Annotated in this window: 21 protein-coding genes; 6 read left to right on the plus strand and 15 right to left on the minus strand. The window is 68.5% G+C overall.

The window, feature by feature from the left end; genetic code table 11:
- Positions 1-26: 26 nt before the first annotated feature.
- From BMY35_RS24070 to BMY35_RS24090, 5 genes are all read left to right on the plus strand, one after another.
- Positions 27-1,076, plus strand: coding sequence for an NAD(P)-dependent alcohol dehydrogenase (locus BMY35_RS24070; protein ID WP_093204717.1), 1,050 nt, complete (start codon positions 27-29; stop codon positions 1,074-1,076).
- A gap of 115 nt (positions 1,077-1,191) precedes the next feature.
- Entirely contained in the window at positions 1,192-2,013 is an 822-nt protein-coding gene (locus tag BMY35_RS24075; RefSeq protein ID WP_093204718.1) for an SDR family oxidoreductase, read from the plus strand.
- Positions 2,010-3,347, plus strand: a complete 1,338-nt coding sequence (locus BMY35_RS24080) for a flavin-containing monooxygenase (RefSeq protein ID WP_093204721.1) — start codon at positions 2,010-2,012, stop codon at positions 3,345-3,347. Before BMY35_RS24075 ends, BMY35_RS24080 begins: the two co-directional genes overlap by 4 nt.
- Positions 3,348-3,379: 32 nt before the next feature.
- Positions 3,380-4,282, plus strand: a complete 903-nt coding sequence (locus BMY35_RS24085) for a bile acid:sodium symporter family protein (protein ID WP_093204723.1) — start codon at positions 3,380-3,382, stop codon at positions 4,280-4,282.
- Positions 4,279-5,277 (plus strand): SDR family oxidoreductase, encoded by a 999-nt coding sequence (locus BMY35_RS24090; protein ID WP_093204946.1) that lies wholly within the window; start codon positions 4,279-4,281, stop codon positions 5,275-5,277. Before BMY35_RS24085 ends, BMY35_RS24090 begins: the two co-directional genes overlap by 4 nt.
- Here the strand turns inward: BMY35_RS24090 and BMY35_RS24095 are convergent.
- A complete protein-coding gene (locus BMY35_RS24095; protein ID WP_093204726.1) occupies positions 5,261-6,172 on the minus strand; it encodes a LysR family transcriptional regulator in 912 nt (303 codons plus the stop codon). The genes BMY35_RS24090 and BMY35_RS24095 overlap by 17 nt on opposite strands.
- Positions 6,173-6,281: 109 nt before the next feature.
- Here BMY35_RS24095 and BMY35_RS24100 point away from each other — a divergent pair, with 109 nt between their 5' ends.
- Complete coding sequence (locus tag BMY35_RS24100) at positions 6,282-7,037, plus strand: sulfite exporter TauE/SafE family protein (protein ID WP_177213690.1); 756 nt, start codon at positions 6,282-6,284, stop codon at positions 7,035-7,037.
- Between the two features lie 13 nt (positions 7,038-7,050).
- Here BMY35_RS24100 and BMY35_RS24105 read toward each other — a convergent pair whose 3' ends face one another.
- The 14 genes from BMY35_RS24105 to nirD form a co-directional block, all read right to left on the minus strand.
- The gene (locus BMY35_RS24105) at positions 7,051-7,521 is read right to left on the minus strand and encodes an NUDIX domain-containing protein (protein WP_093204730.1); all 471 of its coding nucleotides are present in this window, start codon (positions 7,519-7,521) and stop codon (positions 7,051-7,053) included.
- Between the two features lie 2 nt (positions 7,522-7,523).
- Entirely contained in the window at positions 7,524-7,973 is a 450-nt protein-coding gene (locus tag BMY35_RS24110; RefSeq protein WP_093204733.1) for a GatB/YqeY domain-containing protein, read from the minus strand.
- A gap of 109 nt (positions 7,974-8,082) precedes the next feature.
- Positions 8,083-8,295 carry a 30S ribosomal protein S21 gene (gene rpsU / locus BMY35_RS24115; protein WP_007833691.1) on the minus strand — a complete coding sequence of 71 codons (213 nt, stop codon included), beginning with the start codon at positions 8,293-8,295 and terminating at the stop codon, positions 8,083-8,085.
- Positions 8,296-8,523: 228 nt separating this feature from the next.
- A complete protein-coding gene (locus BMY35_RS24120) occupies positions 8,524-9,768 on the minus strand; it encodes a BaiN/RdsA family NAD(P)/FAD-dependent oxidoreductase (protein ID WP_093204735.1) in 1,245 nt (414 codons plus the stop codon).
- Positions 9,765-10,553: a YaeF family permuted papain-like enzyme gene (locus BMY35_RS24125; RefSeq protein WP_093204738.1), complete on the minus strand. Its 789-nt coding sequence runs from the start codon at positions 10,551-10,553 to the stop codon at positions 9,765-9,767. Before BMY35_RS24125 ends, BMY35_RS24120 begins: the two co-directional genes overlap by 4 nt.
- Positions 10,553-11,677 (minus strand): sterol desaturase family protein, encoded by a 1,125-nt coding sequence (locus BMY35_RS24130; RefSeq protein WP_093204740.1) that lies wholly within the window; start codon positions 11,675-11,677, stop codon positions 10,553-10,555. Before BMY35_RS24130 ends, BMY35_RS24125 begins: the two co-directional genes overlap by 1 nt.
- A 62-nt stretch (positions 11,678-11,739) precedes the next feature.
- Positions 11,740-12,630 carry an ABC transporter permease gene (locus BMY35_RS24135; protein WP_093204743.1) on the minus strand — a complete coding sequence of 297 codons (891 nt, stop codon included), beginning with the start codon at positions 12,628-12,630 and terminating at the stop codon, positions 11,740-11,742.
- Position 12,631: 1 nt separating this feature from the next.
- On the minus strand, positions 12,632-13,549 hold the full coding sequence (locus BMY35_RS24140; protein ID WP_093204745.1) for an ABC transporter permease: 918 nt from the start codon (positions 13,547-13,549) through the stop codon (positions 12,632-12,634).
- A gap of 152 nt (positions 13,550-13,701) precedes the next feature.
- Complete coding sequence (locus BMY35_RS24145) at positions 13,702-14,970, minus strand: ABC transporter substrate-binding protein (RefSeq protein WP_093204748.1); 1,269 nt, start codon at positions 14,968-14,970, stop codon at positions 13,702-13,704.
- A 70-nt stretch (positions 14,971-15,040) separates the two neighbouring features.
- Positions 15,041-16,162, minus strand: coding sequence for an ABC transporter ATP-binding protein (locus BMY35_RS24150; protein WP_093204750.1), 1,122 nt, complete (start codon positions 16,160-16,162; stop codon positions 15,041-15,043).
- A gap of 94 nt (positions 16,163-16,256) precedes the next feature.
- Positions 16,257-17,066, minus strand: coding sequence for a uroporphyrinogen-III C-methyltransferase (gene cobA / locus BMY35_RS24155; protein ID WP_093204754.1), 810 nt, complete (start codon positions 17,064-17,066; stop codon positions 16,257-16,259).
- Entirely contained in the window at positions 17,063-17,974 is a 912-nt protein-coding gene (ybiB, locus tag BMY35_RS24160) for a DNA-binding protein YbiB (RefSeq protein WP_093204757.1), read from the minus strand. Before ybiB ends, cobA begins: the two co-directional genes overlap by 4 nt.
- A 62-nt stretch (positions 17,975-18,036) precedes the next feature.
- The gene (locus BMY35_RS24165; protein WP_093204760.1) at positions 18,037-20,835 is read right to left on the minus strand and encodes a nitrate reductase; all 2,799 of its coding nucleotides are present in this window, start codon (positions 20,833-20,835) and stop codon (positions 18,037-18,039) included.
- A gap of 3 nt (positions 20,836-20,838) precedes the next feature.
- Positions 20,839-21,237: a nitrite reductase small subunit NirD gene (gene nirD / locus BMY35_RS24170; RefSeq protein WP_093204762.1), complete on the minus strand. Its 399-nt coding sequence runs from the start codon at positions 21,235-21,237 to the stop codon at positions 20,839-20,841.
- Positions 21,238-21,251 lie beyond the last annotated feature (14 nt).

The raw sequence follows: 21,251 nt of genomic DNA on the forward strand, positions 1-21,251 counted from the left end.
CAACACTCCTTCAAGGACTCAAGAACATGAAAGCACTGGTTCTGGAAAAAGCGCACGAGCTCAGGCTGCGCGAGCTCGACATTCCGCTTCACGTGGGGCCGCGCGACGTGAAGATCCGCATGCACACCGTGGGCGTGTGCGGCAGCGACGTCCACTACTACCAGCACGGCGGCATCGGCCCCTACGTGGTGGAAGAGCCCATGGTGCTGGGCCACGAGGCCTCGGGCATCGTGGCCGAGGTGGGCTCGGAGGTCACGCACCTCAAGCCGGGCGACCGCGTTTGCATGGAGCCCGGCATCCCGCGCATGGATTCGCGCGCCACGCTCGAGGGCATCTACAACCTCGACCCGGCCGTGCGCTTCTGGGCCACGCCGCCCATCCACGGCTGCCTCACGCCCTTCGTGGTGCACCCGGCGGCATTCACCTTCCGCCTGCCCGACAACGTGAGCTTCGGCGAAGGCGCCATCGTCGAGCCGCTGGCCATCGGCCTGCAGGCAGCGAAGAAGGCCGCGCTGAAGCCGGGCGACGTGGCGGTGGTCATCGGCGCCGGCACCATCGGCGCAATGACGGCGCTGGCCGCGCTCGCTGGCGGTGCCGCGCGCGTGATCCTCGCGGACCTCGTGCCCGAGAAGCTGGCGCTGTTCGCCGGAAACCCGGCCGTCACCACCGTCGACGTGCGCGCCGGCAAGCTCGCCGACACGGTGAAGGCGCTGACCGACGGCTGGGGCGCCAACGTCGTGTTCGAGGCCAGCGGCAGCGCGCGTGCCTTCGACGGCATCTTCGACCTGCTGTGCCCCGGCGGCTGCCTGGTGATGGTGGGCATACCCGCCGACAAGGTGGCCTTCGACATCGTGGCCATCCAGGCGAAGGAGGTGCGCATCGAGTCGGTGTTCCGCTACGCCAACATCTTCCCGCGCGCGCTGGCGCTGATCGCGTCGGGGCAGGTCGACGTGAAGCCCTTCATCTCTCGCACCTTCGCCTTCGAGGACGGCATCAAGGCCTTCGAGGAAGCGGCGGCCGGCCGCGCGACGGACGTGAAGATCCAGATCGAGTTTCCGGAGCCTGCGGCCGCCTGAGGGCGTCGGCAAGCCTTCGACGCAGGGGCTCCGGGCAAGGGGAAATGCCGGGGGGCGCGGCGCGCGTGCGCGGATAAAGTGGCCGGGCTTTTTGCCACCCGGAGCCCTCGCGCCAATGCCCTTGCCGTTTCGCAACGTCGTCCTCACCGGTGCCTGTGGCGGGCTGGGACAGGCGCTGGCGCGCGAGCTGATCGGCAACGGGGCGAGCGTGGCGCTGGTGGGGCTCGACGCCGGCAGGCTCGCCGAACTGGCCGCGCTCGCGCCGGACCGCTGCTCGGTCTACACCCCCGACGTATCCCAAGGCGCCGCCATGCAGGCCATGGCCGCCGACTGGATGGCGCGCGCCGGCGTGCCCGACCTCGTGATCGCCAATGCCGGCGTCGCGGGCGGCTACGACACCGCGCAGGCCGACGACCTGGCCGTATTCCGCCGCATGCTCGAGATCAACCTGCTGGGCGCGGCCACCACCTTCCAGCCTTTCGTGGGCGCGATGCGCGCGCAACAGTGCGGCGCGCTGGTCGGCATGGCCAGCATCGCCGGCTGGCGCGGCATGCCTGGCAACGGCGCCTACTGCGCCAGCAAGGCCGGGCTGATCCGCTACCTGGAAAGCCTGCGTGCCGAACTGCGCGAAACGGGGCTGACGGTGCACACGGTCAGCCCCGGCTACATACGCACCGCGCTCACTGCCGGCAACCGTTTCGCGATGCCGGGGCTGCTGGAGGCCGATGAGGCCGCGCACCGGCTGCTGGCGGCCGTGACGGCGGGGCGGGAGAAGATCGTGCTGCCGCGCCGCATCGGCTGGCTCTCGAAGGCGCTCGACCTGCTGCCGGAGAAGCTTCACGACCGCCTGTTGCGAGGCCAGCCGCGCAAGCCCCGTGTCGGCGAAGCGGGCGCAACAGCCATTCCCGGTCTTTCGAAGGAGCCTCCGCCCCGATGACGTCCAACGCCGCCGCAGTACCGACTCACGAACAGATCGCGCTGATCGGCGCGGGCCCCTCCGGCCTTGCCGGTGCGCGCAACCTGCAGAAGCACGGCGTGCCGTTCCAGGGCTTCGAGGCGCATGGCGATGTGGGCGGGCTGTGGGACATCTCCAATCCGCGCTCCACCGTCTATCACTCGGCGCACCTGATCTCGAGCAAGCGCACCACCGAGTTCACCGAGTTCCCGATGGCCGACACGGTGGCCGACTACCCCAGCCACCGCGAGCTGCGCCGCTACTTCAGCGACTTCGCCGAGCGCTTCGGGTTGCGCGAGCACTTCCGCTTCAACACGCGCGTGCTGCGCGTCGAGCCGGCGAGCGACGCGCCCGATACGCGCTGGCTCGTCACCACCGAGGACGGCGAGGGCACCGTCGAGACGGCCGAATACAGGGGCGTGGTCATCGCCAACGGCACGCTCGCCGAGCCCAAGCGGCCGAGCTTCGACGGCAACTTCGATGGCGAGCTTCTGCACACCAGCGACTACAAGCACCCGGAGCTCTTCAAGGACAAGCGCGTGCTGATCGTCGGCGCGGGCAACTCGGGCTGCGACATCGCCGTGGATGCCGTGCACTACGCCAGGAGCGTCGACATCTCGGTGCGGCGCGGCTACTACTTCGTGCCCAAGTACGTGTTCGGCAAGCCGGCCGACACGCTGGGCGGCAAGCGGCCGCTGCCGCCGTGGCTCAAGCAGCGCATCGACTCGACGGTGCTCAAGTGGTTCACCGGCGACCCTGTGCGCTTCGGCTTTCCGAAACCCGACTACCGGATGTACGAGTCGCACCCCATCGTGAACTCGCTGGTGCTGCACCACGTGGGCCACGGCGACATCGGCGTGCGCGGCGACGTCGCGCGGCTCGACGGACGCACGGTGCACTTCAGGGACGGCAGCGCGCGCGACTACGACCTGATCCTCGCGGCCACCGGCTATGCGCTGCACTACCCGTTCATCGACCGCGAGCTGCTGAACTGGCAGGGCATGGCGCCGAGGCTGTACCTCAACATCTTCTCGCCGCGCTTCGAGAACATCGCGGTGCTCGGGATGATCGAGGCCAGCGGCATCGGATGGCAGGGCCGCTACGAGCAGGCCGAGCTGGTGGCGCGCTACTTTCGCGCGCAGGCGGGCGGTTCGCCCAAGGCTGGCGCACTGCGTGTCGCGGCGCAGGGGCCGGCGCCCGACCTGTCGGGCGGCTTCAAGTACCTGCAGCTGGAACGCATGGCGTACTACGTGCACAAGGACACTTACCGCGCGGCCGTGCGCAACGCGGCCGCGGCGCTGGCCGACCCTGCCTGAAGACGAAGAAAGAAAAGAAGGAGGCCCCGCGCATGCTGCCCGTCGACGAGATACGCCTGCACTTCAACCCGGCCTCGCTGGTGCTGCTCAACGTGGTGCTGGGCTTTTTGATGTTCGGCATCGCGCTGGACACGCGCATCGAGGACTTCAAGCGCGTGGCGCGCATGCCCGGCGCCATGGCAGTGGGCATCGGCGCGCAGTTCATCGTGCTGCCGGCCGTGACCTACGTGCTCACGCTGATCCTCAAGCCGGGCCCGAGCATTGCGTTGGGCATGATCCTGGTGGCCTGCTGCCCGCCGGGGAACATCTCGCAGATCCTCACGCACCGAGCGCGCGGCAACGTGGCGCTGTCGGTGTCGATGACGGCGATCTCGAACGCGCTTTCCATCGTCGTGATGCCGCTGAACTTCGCCTTCTGGGGCGGCCTGCATCCCACGGCCTCGGCGCTGCTGAAGACCATCGCGCTCGATCCGCTGGACATGCTGGGCCATATCGTGGCGATCATCGGCGTTCCCTTCGTGCTGGGCGTGGCCTGCGCGCACAGGTTTCCGGCGCTCACGGCGCGCATCAAGAAGCCGGTGGGCGTGCTGAGCTTCGTCGCGCTGATCGTGTTCATCCTCGGCGCCATCGCGGGCAACTGGCGCTTCTTCCTCGACTACGTGGGGCTGGTGCTGATGGCGGTGGTGATCCACGACGCGCTGGCCTTCGGCACCGGCTACCTGTGCGCGCGGCTTTCGGGGCTTGGCGACTACGACCGGCGCGCGGTGTCCATCGAGGTGGGCATCCGCAACGCGGGGCTCGGGCTGGTGCTGATCTTCAGCTTCTTCGGCGGGCTCGGCGGCATGGCCGTGGTGGCCGGCGTATGGGGCTTCTGGGACATCATCGCCGGCCTTGCGCTGGCAAGCTGGTGGGGCCGCAAGCCCGCGAAGCCATGAGCGGCGAAGGACTCGTCGCGCGCCGCGTGCTGGTGACCGGGGCCGACGGCTTCCTGGGGCGCGGCCTGCTCGCCGCGCTGGCGGAGCAGGGCACGCTGGAAGCGCTGGTCGCGGTCGACGTGCGCGAGGTGCCGCCGGACCGACGCCTGATGGGCGTGGCCTACCAGCAGCTGGACGTGCGCGACTCGCGCATCGCAGAAGCCATCGCCGACCATGCCGTCGACACCGTGGTGCATCTTGCGTCCATCGTCACGCCGGGCAAGGACTCGAATCGTGCCTTCGAGCATTCGGTGGACGTGGGCGGCACGCGCAACGTGCTCGAAGCCTGCGTGACGAAGGGCGTGCGGCACATCGTGGTGTCGTCCAGCGGCGCGGCCTACGGCTACCACGCGGACAACCCGGCGTGGATCACCGAGTCGCAGCCGTTGCGCGGCAACGTGGTGTTCTCCTATGCCGACCACAAGCGGCAGGTCGAGGAGATGCTGGCCGGCTATCGCGAACGGCATCCGGCGCTGGCGCAGACGGTGCTGCGCATCGGCACCATCCTCGGCGAGCGGGTGGACAACCAGATCACGGCGCTGTTCGAGAAGAAGCGGCTCATCGCGATCCGCGGCAGCGCGAGTCCGTTCGTGTTCGTGTGGGACGAGGACGTGACAGGCGCCATCGCCCATGCGCTCGGTGGTGCGCCGCCCGGCTGCTACAACCTCGCGGGCGACGGCGCGCTGACCATCCACGAGATCGCCTCGCGGCTGGGCAAGCACGCAGTCGACTGGCCGGCCGGCGTGCTGAAGACGGCGCTGGCGGTGGGCTCGGCGCTGGGCGTGAGCCGCTACGGGCCGGAGCAGCTGGACTTTCTGCGCTACCGGCCGGTGCTGCTCAACACCGCGCTGAAGGAGCGCTTCGGCTATGTGCCGAGAAAGACCAGCAGAGAGGCCTTCGATGCCTTCGTGGCGGCGCGGGCGCGGCTGGGCCGGCCTGTCAGGGCTTCTTCCTGACTTCCTCGGGCGGCGGCGCGACCAGGTAATCGAGCATGCGCCGGGCGTTGAGCGGCAGGTCTTCCGACGAGCGCACGCAGGCCATCAGCGTGCGCTCGGCCCAGGCGTCGGCGAGAGAGGCGCGCGCGATCTTCATCGAGCGGGCGCAGCGCTCGGCCGCGGTCTGCGGGACGATGCCGACGCCGATGCCGTACTCCACCATCCGGCACACCGCCTCGAAGTTGCGCACGCGCACGCGGTAGGCGAGGTGCTTGCCGAGGGCGCGCACGTGCTGGGTGATCAGCAGCTGCAGCGCGCTGTCGGCGGGCAGGCCGACGAATTCGCTGTCGACCACCTCGGCCAGCCGCAGGCGGCGGCGCCCGGCCAGTGCGTGGCCGCGCGGCATGACGAGCACGAGGTCGTCGCGCCGGAAGGGATGGCATTCGAGACCCTCGCTGTCGATGGCGTCGGAGACGATGCCGATGTCGCACAGGCCTGCTCGCAGCGCTTCCACCGTGTCGGGGCTGGGGCGCTCTTCCAGGTCGACCGAGATGCGCGGATGCTCGGCGAGAAAGCGGCTCAGCACCTCGGGCAGGTGCTCGGTCAGCGCAGAGGTGCCGCACATGAAGCGCACATGGCCCTTGAGGCCCTGGCCGTACTCCCCGAGTTCGCCGCGCAGCCGCTCCATCTGCTGCAGCACGACGCGCGCATGGTGCAGCAGCGTGCGGCCGGCCTCGGTGGGGCGCACGCCCTGCGCGTGGCGGGTGAGCAGGGGGCTGCCGAGGGCGTCTTCCATGCCGCGCACGCGCTGGCTGGCGGAGGCCAGCGTCATGTGCGAGCGCCCGGCACCGGCAGTGAGGCTGCCTGCCTCGACGACGTGGATGAAGAGCCGCAGGTCGGTGAGATCGAAGCGCATGGTGGGCGGAGTGTGCACCAGGAGCCTCAGTCCCAGCCTGAGGCCGGCTGCGCGAATGCCGCATTTCAGGGCGCGGGCTTCATCGGCAGACTCGGCCGCGATGACAGCCATGCAACCCACCGACACGATGATCTTCTGGGCCGCCGCCACGGCCGTGTACCTGCTGGCCGGGGTGATCAAGGGCGTGGTCGGCCTCGGGCTGCCGACGGTGTCGATGGGGCTGCTCGCACTGTGGATGTCGCCGGCGCAGGCCGCGGCGCTGCTGATCGTGCCTTCGCTGGTCACCAACATCTGGCAGACCGGGCCGCGCGCGACCTTCATGCCGGTGCTGAAGCGCATCGGCGGCATGCAGGTGGGCGTGGTGGCCGGCACGCTGGGCGGGGCGCTCTGGCTGGGCGTGCCGGCAGGGGCGTGGGCGACGGTGGCGCTCGGCGTGGCGCTGATCGTCTACGCGGTCTGGGGGCTTACCGGGCGGCAGTTGCATGTGACCGACGCGCAGGCGCGTTGGGTGGGGCCGCTGGTGGGCATCGTCACTGGGCTGGTCACGGCGGTGACGGGGGTGTTCGCGGTGCCGGCTGTGCCGTACCTGCAGGCGCTGGGCTTCCAGCGCGATTCGCTGATCCAGGCGATGGGGATCTCCTTCACCACCTCGACGGTGATTCTGGCCATCGGGCTGGCCGGGAACGGGGGCTATCCGATGTCGGTGATCGGAGGCTCGGTCGCGATGCTCGCGCCGGCCATCGGCGGCATGGTGCTCGGGACCTGGCTGCGCAAGAGGCTGTCGGTGGCGGTGTTCAGGCGCTGCTTCTTGATCGGGCTGGCGCTGCTGGGCTTGTACATGGCCGTGCGCGCGGCCGGGGCGTGAGGACGGTGGCGTCTCAGGCCGTGAGCAGCAGGGCCGAACGCACGCGTTCGATCGTCTGGCGATAGGGCAGGGCGAAGTCGCCGAGCGGATCGCCGGCTTCGAGCCAGCTGAACAGGAACACCAGGCCTTCTTCCTCGGGACTGCCCGTGGCCGTGTGCGTGAAGCTCTCGGGCAGGGCGCCCTCGGCGCGCATCAGGAAGATGTGCCACAGCTGCGGGTGGCGGTGCGTGTTGCCTTCGACGCCGGCTTCGCATTCGCGGTCCAGCGTGCCCAGCGACTGCAGCTCTCCGGCGTAGTCGATGCCCGATTCCTCGAGCAACTCACGGCGTACCGCCACGTCGGGCGATTCGCCGGGCTCGATGGTGCCCTTGGGGAGTTGCATGCCGCCGTCCTCGGGATGGCGGAACACCAGCAGCCGGCCCCGGGCGTCGACCAGGCAGGCACAGGCCTTGGGAATGGTGACGCTGGGGCTGCTGGCGCTCATGCTCAGGCGCCCGTCAGAGCGGCCTTGACCGCTGCGCTGACCTGGCCCATGTCGGCCTTGCCGGCCAAGCGGGTCTTGACCACGCCCATCACCTTGCCCATGTCGCCGGGGCCGCTGGCGCCCAGCTCGGCCACGATGGCCTTCACTGCGGCCGCCGTTTCATCGGCGCTCATGCGCTGGGGCAGGTAGACCTCGAGCACCTTGATCTCGGCGGCTTCCTTGTCGGCGAGGTCGGTGCGGCCGCCGGTGGTGAAGGCGGCGATGGAATCCTTGCGCTGCTTGACCATCTTGTCGACGATGGCGACGACCATGGCGTCGTCGAGCTCCACGCGCTCGTCGACTTCCTTCTGCTTCATGGCGGCCAGCAGCAGGCGGATGGTGGCAAGGCGCTCGGATTCCTTGGCGCGCATCGCCGTCTTCATGTCTTCGTTGATCTGTGCTTTGAGAGTCATTCGGCAACCTTTCGGAAAAAACAAAAGCCGCGGCAGGTTTCCCTGGCGCGGCTGAGGCAACGGAGCGGCGGTGCTGACTTTCGTCTGGGCCTGCCGCCCGGGGCGTTGCTTAGTACAGCTTCTTGGGCAGCTGCATGCTGCGCACGCGCTTGTAGTGGCGCTTGACCGCGGCTGCCTTCTTGCGCTTGCGTTCGGCGGTCGGCTTTTCGTAGAACTCGCGGGCACGCAGGTCGGTCAGCAGGCCGAGCTTTTCGATGGTGCGCTTGAAACGGCGCAGGGCGACGTCGAAGGGCTCGTTTTCTTTAACGCGGATGGTGGTCATTGATGAATCGTTGAAATGAATTTGGCTTGGAGAGATCGAGGCCCCAAGCCGGGGTTCCTCAACTGAAATCTTTTGCGGCCGTTGAGGTAAGGCCAAGAGTTAGCCCGCGAGTATAGCACTCCCCCAGGCTGCGCGCACTTCGTGTCGCTTCGCCAACCCCCTCGCCGGGGGCGACACCTGAGGCCCGGCAAAGCCGGTTCCTCGGTGTCTCTGAAGGGGGCGAGAAAGTCAGAGGGACTGGGCGCACGCATGTGCGCTTGCCCAGGCCCACTGGAAGTTGTATCCGCCCAGCCAGCCGGTCACGTCGACCACTTCGCCGATGAAGTACAGGCCCGGCTGCTTCGATTCCATGGTCTGGGACGACAGGTCGCGGGTATCGACGCCGCCGGCCGTTACCTCGGCCTTCTTGTAGCCCTCGGTGCCGCTGGGAACGATCTGCCAGCGGGCGACGCGCTCCGACAGTGCTGCCAGCGCCTTGTCGGCCGCTTCGTTCACCGGCCGCTGCAGGGCCGGGTCCTGTCCGACCCAGGCGTCCGCCAGCCGGGAGGGCACCAGGGCGGCCAGCTCGTTGGCGATTCGTTTTTTCGACCGCAGCTTGGCCTCGCCCAATGCCTCGGCCACGTTCACGCCGGGGGCGAAATCCAGGGTCAGCGGGGCGCCGGGCTTCCAGTAGCTCGAGATCTGCAGCACCGCCGGGCCAGACAGGCCCCGGTGGGTGAAGAGCAGGTCTTCGAGGAACGCCATCTTTTCCTTCTTGGCGCCGGTCTCGATGCGCACCGGCAGCGCCAGCCCGGCCAGTTCGGCATAGGGCGCCCACGCGTCGCCGCCGAAGGTCAGCGGCACCAGCGCGGGGCGGGGCGCGACCATCCGCAGGCCGAACTGCTCGGCGATGCGGTAGCCGAAGTCGCTGGCGCCGATCTGCGGAATCGACAGACCGCCGGTGGCGACCACGATCTTCGGCGTTTCGACCGGCCCCCGGCTGCTCTCGATTCGATAGCTGCCTGCGCCCGTTCCATCTGCGTTGGAGGCGGAAAAAGCGATGCTCCCGACCTTGCACGGCTGCCAGAGCTCGACCCCGCCCGCCGCGCACTCGGCCAGCAGCATGTCGACGATCTGCTGCGACGAGCCGTCGCAGAACAGCTGCCCCTTGTGCTTCTCGTGGAAGGCGATCCCGTGCTTTTGCACTAGCTCGATGAACTGTTGCGGCGCATAGCGCGACAGCGCCGAGCGGCAGAAATTCGGGTTGTCGCCGATGAAGTGCCGCTGCGGCGCGCGCACGTCCAGGTCGCGGTTCGTGAAGTTGGCACGCCCACCGCCCGAGATGCGGATCTTCTCGCCCACCTTCTCGCTGTGGTCCACCAGCAGCACCTTCAGCCCGCGCTGGCCCGCCACGCCGGCGCAGAAGAGTCCGGCGGCCCCGGCGCCGATCACAACGACGTCGAAGCGCGACGAAGAAGAGCCAGCCGTGCTCAAGGGCCGTCGGCCGCCAGGATCGGCGGCGGGTTGTATTTCAGATGCCCGACATAGCGCAGCGGCTGCGTGGCGGCGATGGAGGGCACGTCGCCCTCGCGCATGTGGAGCAGGTCGGCCGGGCTCACCCAGCGCGGGTCGGCATTGGTGATCGGCAGACCTGCCTGCCTGTAGGCCTCCAGCACGAACTGCGAGCAGAAGAACTGGTCGTCGCGGCTCGCGCCCAGCTGCACCATGGCCATGCCGCTCAAGCAGTAGTGGCTGACGGCGGTGGGCATCAGCGGCAGCTCGCACAGGCGGCGGTTCAGCACGAAGGGCGCGTTCAGCAGCACGCCCACGGTGTTGTAGCTGGTGCCGACCTGCGACATCGCCCACTCGCGCATGCGGGCGGCGCCGGCGTCGTCCACGCCCGGCACGCGGAATGCCACGACCATCTGCTCTTCGTCGACCACTTCGGCGAGCGGCCGCGCGCGCACGCCGGTGCCGACGGCTTCGGCGATCTGGCCGTCGCCCAGGTACAGCACCGCGTGGCTCACCGGCGAGAAGGTGCCCAGCCGGATGCCGAAGGAGTTCACCGTGGCGATCGAGGTCAGCAGGATGTCGCCCGGCGCCAGCGCGTCGGCGGCGATGAGCTCGCCGCCGTTGCCCGGTGCGATCACCGAGCTCTGCACGCGCAGGCGCAGGCCGTTGTCCTTGGTCGGCAGGTCGAGGCGGGTGGCGCAGGCGGAAAGCAGCAGGGCGGCGCCCGCGGCAACGATGGCCGCGGCGGCCCGGAAAGGAATTCGCATCAGCCCTTCCAGACGAACGGGAACTTCAGCTGCTTGAAGAAGCCGTTGGGCACGTAGTCGCCCAGCACGCCGTACTTCTCGGGCCAGAGCTTGGTGCTCTTCACGGCCGTGCCGAAGATGTAGTCGAGGAAGGCGTAGTGCGCCGCGTAGTTCTTGTCCAGTGCTTCCTGGTCCTGGCTGTGGTGCCAGTGGTGGAAGTTGGGCGTCACGATCAGGTAGCGCAGCGGGCCGAGCCGCACGCTCACGTTGCAGTGGTTGAACACCGCCTGGAAGCCCACCACCACGATGTAGGCGTCGATCACGTCCTTGCTGAAGCCCAGCACGTAGATGGGAGCCAGCACCAGCGTGCGCGTGATCAGCAGCTCCAGGATGTGCTGGCGCGAGCCCGCCATCCAGTCCATGCTCTTCACGCTGTGGTGCACCGCGTGCAGGCGCCACAGCACGGGCACCTCGTGGTAGGCGCGGTGCGTCCAGTACTGCACCAGGTCGGCCACCAGGATGATGAGCAGCAGCCCCGCCCAGAACGGCAGGTTGCCCACCCAGCCTCGGATGCCGTCGTTGGCCGCCCAGCCGAAGAGCTTGTGCACCATCAGGTTGGTGGCCAGCAGCACGAAGCCCACGATCATGTGGTTCACCACGAAGTGGTGGAAGTCGGTCTGCCACTCCTCGCGGAATACCGGCTGGTCCTTTCGCAGCGCAAACAGCTTCTCGATGAAGATGAAGATCAGCGAGGAGCCCAGCAGGTCGAGGATGAACCAGTCGAGCCCGATGTACGGCGTGTTGTCCGCGAAGTCGTGCACCGGCACCTTGTGCCCGCCCAGCAGCGCCGAGGCCGCCACCAGCAGGAACGCGGCCGAAGACAGCCAGCGCGAGCGGTTGAAGATGATGTTGACCAGGGAAAGCCCGCCCGAGATGACCAGCGCCGTGAGCAGGATGACGCGCATCACGTCGACGTTGTAGCTCTTGCGCAGCTCGGGCGTCGTGAGGTACTGCGGGAAGTGGAAGGCCAGCACGCCCAGAAAGCACAGGATGGCAAGGCTCAGCGCGATGGTCCCGGTGACCAGCCCCTTGCCGCGGCGCAGTTCGCCGTGGCTTTCCGTGAATTCGTTGAGTTTCTCGAGCATTTCCGCCTCTCTCGCTTGTGTTTTTGTCGGGGCGCGATTTTAGAGGGGCTGCCGGAAAACGCTCACTTTCTGCGGATGGAGCGCCGCCGCAGCAGCGCGGCAGCGCCCAGCGCCACGCCCATGACCAGCAGCGATACCACGGTGGTCACGGTACCAAGTGCATAGATCGAAGGCGTGGTCACCGTCGAGGTCAGCCCCTGCAGCTCGAGCGGCAGCGTGTTCACGTCGCCGATGGCCTGCGAGGTGCGGGCGATCTCGTCCCACGACAGCGTGAAGCCGAACATGCCGATGCCCACGATCGAGGGCCCGATCAGCGGCAGCACCACGAAGCGGAATGTCTGCCAGGGCGTGGCGCCCAGGTCGCGCGCGGCCTCCTCGTAGGCGGGATTGAAGCGGTTGAACACCGCGAACATGATGAGCAGCCCGAAGGGCAGCGTCCACGTCAGGTGCGCGCCCAGCGCGGAGCTGAAGAGGCCGAGCGCGGTGCCGTAGCCTTCGAGCAGCGCGGCGGCGTCCATCGCCGTCAGCACGCTCTTGATGCCGGTGTCGATCAGCCGGAACTGCAGGCCGATGCCCAGCGAGATGATGATCGACGGCATGATGAGGCTGGCGACCGTCACGAAGAACAGGGCGTTGCTGCCCGCGAGCTTCTTGCGGAACGCGAGGCCGGCGAGCACCGACAGCACCACGGTGAACGCCATCACCACCGCGCCCAGCGCCAGCGAGCGCCTGAAGGCCGCGCCGATGTCGACCGTGCCCAGGCCCTCGGCCAGCTTGTGGAACCAGTGCAGCGACAGCCCGCGCAGAGGAAAGGTCAGCCCGCCCTCGGGCCCCTGGAAACTCAGCACGAAGATCGTGATCATCGGGCCGTACAGGAACAGCACGAAGAGCCCGAACACGATGGCCAGCGGCCAGAAGCCGGGCGCGCGCTGCGCGCCGACGGGTGTCTGCATCTCAGAGCTCCTTGCGGATGTCGACCATCCGGGTCAGCCCCCAGATGATCATCAGCACCACGGCCAGCAGGATCATGGCGTTGGCCGCCGCCAGCGGGAACTGCAGGTACGAGGTCTGCACCTGGATGATCTTGCCGATGGAGGCGATCTGCTGCCCGCCCATCACGCCGATGGTGACGAAGTCGCCCATCACGATGGTGATGACGAAGATGGAGCCGATGAGGATGCCGGTGCGCGAAAGCGGCACCACCACGTTCCACAGCGTCTGCCAGCCCGAGGCGCCGGCGTCGCTGGCCGCCTCGAGCAGCGAGCGGTCGATGCGCATCATGCTGTTGAAGATCGGCACGATCATGAACATCGTGTACAGGTGCACGAAGGCCAGCACCACCGAGAAGTCCGAGAACAGCAGCCACTCCAGCGGCTGATCGACCAGGCCGATGCCCATCAGCGCCTGGTTGACCAGTCCGTTGCGTCCCAGCAGCGGCACCCACGAGATCATGCGGATCACGTTGGAGGTCCAGAAGGGCACCGTGCACAGCACGAACAGCACCGTCTGCATGGTCGAGGAGCGCACGTGGAAGGCCAGGAAGTACGCGACCGAAAAGCCGATCACCAGCGTGATGCCCCACACCAGCAGGCAGAACTTGAAGGTGCTCAGGTAGGTGTTCAGCGTCACGCAGAGGTCGCCGTTGTCGGTGAGCCTCGAGCAGCCTTCGAACAGGCTGAGGTAGTTGCGCAGCGTGACGGCAGGTATCAGCTCGTACTCGTTGAAATTCCACAGGCTGACCATCGCGACCAGCGCCAGCGGAATCAGGAAGAACAGCAGGAACACCAGCGCGAACGGCGCCGCCTGCCACCACGCCTTCACGGCATTAACCGGGGCAGCGGCGGCATGGCTGGACACGACGGGTGTACTCATGGATGAAAGCGAAAGACTGTGTCCAAGGGCGAGCGAAGCGATGCCTGTTCGTGGGACACCGCGGAACCGGCTTTGCCGGGCCGCAGGTGTCGCCCCCGGTCAGGGGGAGGGAGAAGCGACACGCAGTGCGCGAAGCCTGTGGGCGAGCCTTCTTACGCAGCCACGAACTCGTTCCATTTCCTCACCATGTACTCGTTCTCGTCCATCACCGCGTTCCAGCACGCGATGCCGCCCATGCGCTGTTCGTAGCTGCCGCCGTCGCGTACCGAGCCGGCCTTGGCGATCACGTCGCCCTGCGGGCTCTTGATGTCCTGGGAGGCGGGCTTGCCTTCCATCCAGTAGGCCCACTCGTAGGCTTCCATCTTGGTCTTGGCGGTGTCGAGCACGGCGCTGTAGTAGCCCTGGCGGTTGAGGTAGGCGCCGGCCCAGCCGTCGAGGAACCAGTTGATGAACTCGTAGGCGCCGTCGAGCTTCTTGCCCGAGAGCGTGGCCGGCAGACCGAAGCCCGAGGCCCAGGCGCGATAGCCTTCCTTGAGCGGCTGGAAGGTGCAGTCGATGCCCTTGCTTCGCACGGCCGTGACCGCGGGCGACCACATCGACTGGATCACCACCTCGCCCGAGGACATCAGGTTCACCGATTCGTTGAAGTCCTTCCACAGCGCGCGGAACTGGCCCGCCTTCTTGGCCTCGATCAGCGCCTTGATGGTCAGGTCGATCTCGGCCTTGGTCATGTTGCCCTTGTCGGCGTACTTGTGCAGGCCCTTGGCCTCCACCACCATCGCGGCGTCCATGATGCCGATCGAGGGAATGTTCAGGATCGCGGCCTTGCCCTTGAACTCGGGGTTCAGCAGCTCGGCCCACGAGCCGATGGGGCGCTTGATGAGGTCGGGGCGGATGCCCAGCGTGTCGGCGTTGTAGGTGGTCGGGATCAGCGACATGTACTGCGTGGCCGCCTTGGCGAAAACCTTGCTCTTCTCGCCTTCGAGGTAGATCACCTTGACGGGTGCCGTACCCTGGCTGCCGACTTTCTTGCCTGCCACCTCGCCCTTGGTGAAAAGCGAGGTGATCTTGTCGGCGTTCTTCACGCGCTTGGTGTCGATGCCCTTCAGGTTGCCGGTCGGCACGATCTTCTTGAGCGAGAAGAACTCGGTGTCGATCAGGTCGAAGCTGTTGGGCGCGGTGACGGCGCGCTTGGTCACGTCGTCGGTGGTCACGGCCACGTACTGGATCTCGATGCCGGTGTCGGCCTTGAACTTCTCGGCAATCGCCTTGTCCTGGTTCACCGCGGTGCCGAGGTAGCGCAGCACGATCTTTTCCTGTGCGTGCACGAAGGGCGCGATGCCCGTGGCCAGAATGCCGGCGGTGCCTTGCAGCAGCGTGCGGCGCTTGACGCCGTTGAACGAGTCGATGGGTTCGGTCATTGCTGAGTCTCCAGAGAAAAAGGTGGAAAGAAACGAACGTGAGAAAACAAGAAACTGGTTGCCGATGCGCTCACAAGGTCATGGCGAGCGCAGCGGTGTCGTCGCGCTGGGCGGCCCCGGTACCGCTGGGCGCCGACGCCCGCTCGCCCGGCGGCTTGACGCCGGGGCCGAGCACGCGCGCGTCGGCTTCGGCCCACGAGAGGCGCACCGTTTCGCCGTGTGCATAGGGGCGAGCGAGGAAAGCGGCTTCGCCCAGCAGCACCGACACGCTCTGGCGCCCGGCGGCGGCGCCGTCGAGCGCGAGGCCGAGCAGCACGTAGGTGCCCTGGTATTCGACGTCGGTGACGGTTGCGGCGAGGGCCGCGCTGCCAGCGTTGTTTTCCGAAGCCGCGGCGATCCGCATGCGATCGTTGCGCACCGCGATCGGGCCGCCCGGCGTGTCGAACACGTTGTGGCCGCCCATGAAGCGCGCCACGAATTCGCTCGCCGGGTGGTTGTAGACTGCATGCGGCGAGCCGACCTGCTCGATCACGCCGTGGTTCATGACCACCATCGTGTCTGCCAGCGCCATCGCTTCCTCCTGCGAATGCGTGACGTGGATGAAGGTCAGGCCCAGCTCCTTCTGCCAACGGCGCAGCTCGGCGCGCATCTGGATGCGCAGGAAGGGGTCCAGCGCCGAGAGAGGCTCGTCCAGCAGCAGCACTCGGGGTTCGGTGATGAGCGCGCGCGCCAGCGCCACGCGCTGCTGCTGGCCGCCGGAGAGTTCGCCGGGCTTGCGTTCGGCCAGGTGGCCCATCGCGACGCGGGCGAGCAGTTCGTTGGCGCGCCGGTGGCGCTCGGCCTTGCCGACGCCTTTCATCTTGAGGCTGAAGGCCACGTTGTCGGTGGCCGAAAGGTGGGGAAAGAGCGCGAAGCTCTGGAACATCATCGCCGTGCCGCGCGCGGCGGCGGGCAGGTTGGTGATGTTGCGGTTGTCCAGCAGGATGTCACCGCTGCTGACCGACTCATGCCCCGCGATCATCCGCAGGGTGGTGCTCTTGCCGCAGCCCGAGGGCCCGAGCAGGCAGCAGTAGCTGCCGCTGGCGATGCGCAGGTCGATCCGGTCGACGGCGGCCGGGGTGTCCGGCGCGTAGAGCTTGGTGAGGGCGACGATTTCTACCGCGGCGGGTTCAGGCGTGGCGACGACATTCATTGCCGTCGGCGCAGCACGATCCATGCCACGCCGGGGGCGTGGCATGAACGGCGGTTGGGGGCGCGGTGCCGGCGCCGCCCCGGTCAGGAACCCGTCAGGTGCCGAACTTTTCCGCGCCCACCGGCAGCGCCGCCGCGGCCAGCCCGCGCAGCACGTCGCCCACCACGATCACCGCCGGGCTCGCCAGGCCCGCTTCGGCGATGCCGTCCTGCAGCTTGCCGAGCGTGGTCGCGATGTGCTTCTGGTGCGGCAGGCTCGCATGCTGGATGACCGCCACCGGCGTGTCGGCCGGCAGGCCGTGCAGCAGTTCGCGCTCGATGTGCGATACGCCCGACACGCCCATGTAGATCACCAGCGTGAGCCGCGCGTTGTACGCGGTCGCGGCCAGCGCGCGCCAGTCGGTCGGGTCTTCGGCGGCGCCGGCGCCGGTCTTGGCATGGCCGGTGACGAACACCACGCCCTGCGCGTGGTCGCGGTGCGTGAGCGGAACGCCCAGCGCGGTCACGGCTGCGAGGCCGGCGGTGATGCCGTTGACCACGGCGCATTCGATGCCGGCTTCGCGCAGGTGCTCCACCTCCTCGCCGCCGCGGCCGAAGATGAACGGGTCGCCGCCTTTCAGGCGCACCACCGTCTCGCCTTCGCGCACGGCGGTGATCATCAGCCGCTCGATGAAGGCCTGCGGCGTGCTCTTGCAGCCGCCGCGCTTGCCCACGTGCACGATGCGCGCGCCGGGGCGGGCGTAGGCCTGCACGATCTGGTCGTTCACGAGGTCGTCGACGAGCAGCACCGTTGCGGCCTGGATCGCCTTCACGGCCTTGATGGTCAGCAGTTCCGGGTCGCCGGGGCCTGCGCCCACCAGCGTGCAGCGGCCGGCGATGAGGGAGGTGGGGTTGTCGTTGTTCATGCGTGGGATGCCAATGCCAGTTGCGTGATGTGCCTGACCTGCGTCGCGATGGCCTCCGGCACGGGAAGCTCGCCGGCAAGCACGCGTCGCGTGTAGTCGGCGGTGGTGGCGACGTCGATTTCCTTGGGCAGCCCCGGCACTTCCGAGGCGGTGCCGGCCTGCTGCGACTGCAGCTCGGTGCGCACGCCGCGCACGAAGCCGTCGATCTGCGCGGTGCGGCGCGGGTCCGACACCACTTCGCCCTCGAGGCCGCGCGAGAGCAGGGCAGTCATGCCCGTGAGCTCGAAGGTCTCGCCCATGACGCGGGCGTATTCGGGGTGCGTGTAGCTGGCCACCACCACGCAGGGGCCGGCGGTGGGCTGCATCAGCTTCACCACGCTGTGGCCGGGGTTGCGCAGGCCGACCACGCGGCGCACGTCGAGCAGGCGCTTGAGCGCGGGGTTCAGGAGTTCGGTGGGCGCGAAGGCCACCTCGCCGCTGGCGACGGGGCGGATGGCTGTCATCGGCGCATGGCCCAGGGCCGTCAGCACGTTCGACGCCAGCACGCGCGAGGTTTCGCTCGCGCTGCCGTGCACCAGCACCGGCAGGCCCTCGCGCGCCAGCAGCAGCGCCAGCAGCGGCGTGAGCACAGGCAGCTTGCGCGCGCCGTTGTAGCTCGGCAGCACGACCAGCGCGCGCTCGCCGGCGGGAATGAGGTTCAGCCGCGCATGGGTGGCATCGAGGAAGCCGGCCATCTCCTCGGGCGTCTCGCCCTTGATGCGCATGGCCAGGCAGAAGCCGCCGATCTCGAGGTCGGTCACGGTGCCGTCCAGCACCTGGCCGAACAGGTCGGTGGCCTGTTCGCGCGTGAGCGGCTTGGCGCCTCGCGCGCCGCGGCCGATTTCCTTGATGTATTGGCTGATTCCCATGGGTAGGCGGATTGTCCTGCAACGCTTATGCCGAAACGTCATTCGGCTTATGCCCAGTGCAGTCACGGGGCCTCCGCCAGCGCTTCGGCGGGCGTCGCCCGCACCATGCGCTTGAGCTCGGGAATGCACGAGCCGCAGTTGGTGCCGCACTTCAGCGCCCCCTGCAGCTTCGCCAGCCGCTCGTCGGCGGTGCCGGTGCAGCGGGCCAGTTCGGTCTGGATCGCCACGTCCGCCACGTTAAAGCAGGTGCACACCGTCTTGCCGCGCGACTGCACCGCCACCGGCGCCTTCGAGCCCGGCGACAGCAGCAGGCGGCCGTAGCTCTGCGCGGGCAGTTCCTCGCGCAGCAGGGTGGCGATCCACGCTTCGGCGCTGGTGTCGCCGCCCAGCAGGAAGGCTTCGAGGCCTGCGCTGCCGTCGGCACGGCGCACCAGCCGGGCCGTCCGGCGCTGGCCGCGGCGGCGGTCGGCGTAGCGCAGCGCGTCGGCGGCCTGCAGGCCGAGCAGCGTCTCGATCTTCTCGACCAGCGCGTCGTCGGGTGCGTCGTGCGCGGCGGCACGAAAGAGGATGCCGGTGCGCTCGGTGCCCTGCGTGTTGCCGGAAAACGGCACGCAGGTCGCAAACGGAAACAGCGCCATCATCGGCTGCAGCGCGCGGTGCGCGGCCAGCGCCTCGGCGGCGGGAAGCCAGGCCATGGCCAGCAGCGACCACGGCAGCTCGGCCTTGAGAACCTTCACCGGCGTGTGCTTCAGCTCCGGCTGTTTCGACGTGGGGCAGAAGGCTGGCGTGGTCAGCGCGTTGATGCCCGCCAGCCGCGTACCGTTGGACGAGCAGCCGCTCAGGTATTCCTCGCCCCAGTGCATGGCGACGAAAGCCTGGCTCAGCCCCACCTCGGCGCTGGCGCGCGCGGGCAGCATGATCGAGCCCCGCTTCGAGGTCAGGTGCACCAGGTCGCCTTCGCCGATCTGGCGGCGTGCCATGTCCTGCGCGTTCATCTGCACCACGGGCTCGGACACGTGGCCGAACAGGCGCCCGGCCGTGCCGGTGCGGCTCATGCCGTGCCACTGGTCGCGCAGGCGGCCGGTGTTCAGCGAGAAGGGGTAGCGGGCCTCGCGCGCCTCGGCCACCGGCTTGTAGATGGTGTCGACGAAGCGGGCGCGGCCGTCGGGCGTGGGGAAAGCGCCGTCCTCGTACAGGCGCACGCGGCCGGTGCTTTCGCCTTCCTTCAGCGGCCATTGCTGCGGGCCTGCGGTCTCCAGCATCGCGTAGCTCATGCCGGTGATGTCGAGGTCTCGGCCGCGCGTGGATTCGCGGTGCTCGTTCCAGACCGATTCGGCCGTTTCGTAGGGAAACAGCGTGAAGGTGCGGCCCATCTGCCGTTCGAGCCGGTGCGCGAAGGCCACCGCGATCGACCAGTCGTTGCGCGCATCGCCCGGCGCCGGCACGGCCGGGCGCACGCGCGAGATGCGGCGCTCGCTGTTGGTCACGGTGCCTTCCTTTTCGCCCCAGGTGGTGGCGGGCAGCAGCAGGTCGGCGAAGGCGCAGGTGGCGGTGGTGGAGAAAGCCTCCTGTACCACCACGAACTCGGCGCGCTCCAGCGCACGCCGCACCGTGGCCTGGTCGGGCATCGACTGCGCCGGGTTGGTGCAGGCGATCCAGAGCGCGCGGATCTCGCCGTCGGCCGCGGCCTGGAACATCTCAACTGCCGTCTTGCCCGGCTTCTCAGGCACCGAGGGCACGCCCCACAGCGCGGCCACTTCGGCGCGGTGATCGGGGTTGGCCAGGTCGCGGTGCGCGCTCAGCAGGTTGGCGAGGCCGCCCACCTCGCGCCCGCCCATCGCGTTGGGCTGGCCGGTCAGCGAGAAAGGCCCGGCGCCGGGCTTGCCGATCTGCGCGGTCGCCAGGTGCAGGTTGATGAGCGCGGCGTTCTTCGCCGTGCCGCTGGACGACTGGTTCAGGCCCTGGCAATACAGGCTCAGCGTGGCTGGCGAGGTGGCGAAGAGCCGCGCTGCCTCGAGCAGGTCTTCCTTCGGGATGCCGCAGACCTGCGCCACCTTCTCCGGCGTGCACTCGCGCACCGTGGCCTTCAGCGCGTCGAAGCCATTGGTGTGCGACGCGATGTACTTCGCGTCGATCCAGCCTTCCCACAGCATCAGGTGCAGCATGCCGTTGAACAGCATCACGTCGGTGCCGGGCTGGATGGGCAGGAACAGGTCGGCGATCTCCACCGTGTCGGTGCGGCGCGGATCGGCCACCACGATCTTCAGCGCCGGGTTCGCGGCCTTCGCGTCCTCGATGCGGCGGAAGAGAATCGGGTGCGCCCAGGCCGTGTTGCTGCCCACGATGAAGAGGCACTGCGCGTCCTTCAGGTCGTCGTAGCAGGCCGGCGGCGCATCGGCGCCCAGCGTCTGCTTGTAGCCGGCCACGGCGCTGCTCATGCACAGGCGCGAGTTGGTGTCGATGTTGTTGGTGCCGATCAGGCCCTTGGCGAGCTTGTTGAAGACGTAGTAGTCCTCGGTCAGCAGCTGGCCCGACACGTAGAAGCCGACCGAGTCGGGGCCGTGGTCGCGAATCACTTGCGCGAACTTGCCGGCGGCGTTGTCCAGCGCGGTGTCCCAGGCGACGGCCGCGGGCGCTTCGCCGCGCGCGAGGCGCTGCATGGGCTGCAGCAGGCGCGTCTGCCGCGTGACGGTGGCGCTGGCCGTGAGATGCAGCGTCGAGCCCTTGGTGCAAAGCCGCCCGAAGTTCGCCGGGTGCTCCGGGTCGCCGCGCACGCCGGTGATCTCGTCGCCGGTCGACTCGATGATCACCCCGCAGCCGACGCCGCAGTACGGGCAGGTGGACCGGGTCTCCCGCGTCATGGGTTATTCCAGCGGAAGAACGGACAGCACGGCGAAAGGCTTCGGGCCGGCGACCGGGCGTTCCAGGTCGATGGCATGCGTCGCCAGCTCGGCGGCGTCGAGGTGCACCACGCCGTCTTCCACCTTCACGGCGAACTTCGGCGTGCAGCCCTCGTCGGGCGCCTTGGCGCAGCCGTCGTCCAGCCCGATGGCCCAGTTGTGCAGCGGGCAGGCCACGCTGGTGCCGAACACGATGCCCTGGCTCAGCGGGCCGCCCTTGTGCGGGCAGCGGTCGAGCAGCGCGAATACCTCGTTCTCGGCGTTGCGGAACACGGCGACGTCCAGGCCGGCGGGCCGCGCCACGCGGCGCGCGCCGAGCACGGGGATGTCGTCGATGCGGCAGATGACTTTCCAATCGCTCATGGTGGGGCTCTCTC

The organism is Variovorax sp. YR750, from assembly GCF_900109805.1.
GTDB classification, from domain to species: domain Bacteria; phylum Pseudomonadota; class Gammaproteobacteria; order Burkholderiales; family Burkholderiaceae_C; genus Variovorax; species Variovorax gossypii.

What these genes read in the sequence shown, in the direction of transcription:
- BMY35_RS24070 (WP_093204717.1), top strand. Translation starts at nt 27, where the DNA reads ATGAAAGCACTGGTTCTGGAAAAAGCGCACGAGCTCAGGCTGCGCGAG.
- BMY35_RS24075 (WP_093204718.1), top strand. Translation starts at nt 1,192, where the DNA reads ATGCCCTTGCCGTTTCGCAACGTCGTCCTCACCGGTGCCTGTGGCGGG.
- BMY35_RS24080 (WP_093204721.1), top strand. Translation starts at nt 2,010, where the DNA reads ATGACGTCCAACGCCGCCGCAGTACCGACTCACGAACAGATCGCGCTG.
- BMY35_RS24085 (WP_093204723.1), top strand. Translation starts at nt 3,380, where the DNA reads ATGCTGCCCGTCGACGAGATACGCCTGCACTTCAACCCGGCCTCGCTG.
- BMY35_RS24090 (WP_093204946.1), top strand. Translation starts at nt 4,279, where the DNA reads ATGAGCGGCGAAGGACTCGTCGCGCGCCGCGTGCTGGTGACCGGGGCC.
- BMY35_RS24095 (WP_093204726.1), bottom strand. Translation starts at nt 6,172, where the DNA reads ATGCGCTTCGATCTCACCGACCTGCGGCTCTTCATCCACGTCGTCGAG.
- BMY35_RS24100 (WP_177213690.1), top strand. Translation starts at nt 6,282, where the DNA reads ATGCAACCCACCGACACGATGATCTTCTGGGCCGCCGCCACGGCCGTG.
- BMY35_RS24105 (WP_093204730.1), bottom strand. Translation starts at nt 7,521, where the DNA reads ATGAGCGCCAGCAGCCCCAGCGTCACCATTCCCAAGGCCTGTGCCTGC.
- BMY35_RS24110 (WP_093204733.1), bottom strand. Translation starts at nt 7,973, where the DNA reads ATGACTCTCAAAGCACAGATCAACGAAGACATGAAGACGGCGATGCGC.
- rpsU (WP_007833691.1), bottom strand. Translation starts at nt 8,295, where the DNA reads ATGACCACCATCCGCGTTAAAGAAAACGAGCCCTTCGACGTCGCCCTG.
- BMY35_RS24125 (WP_093204738.1), bottom strand. Translation starts at nt 10,553, where the DNA reads ATGCGAATTCCTTTCCGGGCCGCCGCGGCCATCGTTGCCGCGGGCGCC.
- BMY35_RS24130 (WP_093204740.1), bottom strand. Translation starts at nt 11,677, where the DNA reads ATGCTCGAGAAACTCAACGAATTCACGGAAAGCCACGGCGAACTGCGC.
- BMY35_RS24135 (WP_093204743.1), bottom strand. Translation starts at nt 12,630, where the DNA reads ATGCAGACACCCGTCGGCGCGCAGCGCGCGCCCGGCTTCTGGCCGCTG.
- BMY35_RS24140 (WP_093204745.1), bottom strand. Translation starts at nt 13,549, where the DNA reads ATGAGTACACCCGTCGTGTCCAGCCATGCCGCCGCTGCCCCGGTTAAT.
- BMY35_RS24145 (WP_093204748.1), bottom strand. Translation starts at nt 14,970, where the DNA reads ATGACCGAACCCATCGACTCGTTCAACGGCGTCAAGCGCCGCACGCTG.
- BMY35_RS24150 (WP_093204750.1), bottom strand. Translation starts at nt 16,162, where the DNA reads ATGAATGTCGTCGCCACGCCTGAACCCGCCGCGGTAGAAATCGTCGCC.
- cobA (WP_093204754.1), bottom strand. Translation starts at nt 17,066, where the DNA reads ATGAACAACGACAACCCCACCTCCCTCATCGCCGGCCGCTGCACGCTG.
- ybiB (WP_093204757.1), bottom strand. Translation starts at nt 17,974, where the DNA reads ATGGGAATCAGCCAATACATCAAGGAAATCGGCCGCGGCGCGCGAGGC.
- BMY35_RS24165 (WP_093204760.1), bottom strand. Translation starts at nt 20,835, where the DNA reads ATGACGCGGGAGACCCGGTCCACCTGCCCGTACTGCGGCGTCGGCTGC.
- nirD (WP_093204762.1), bottom strand. Translation starts at nt 21,237, where the DNA reads ATGAGCGATTGGAAAGTCATCTGCCGCATCGACGACATCCCCGTGCTC.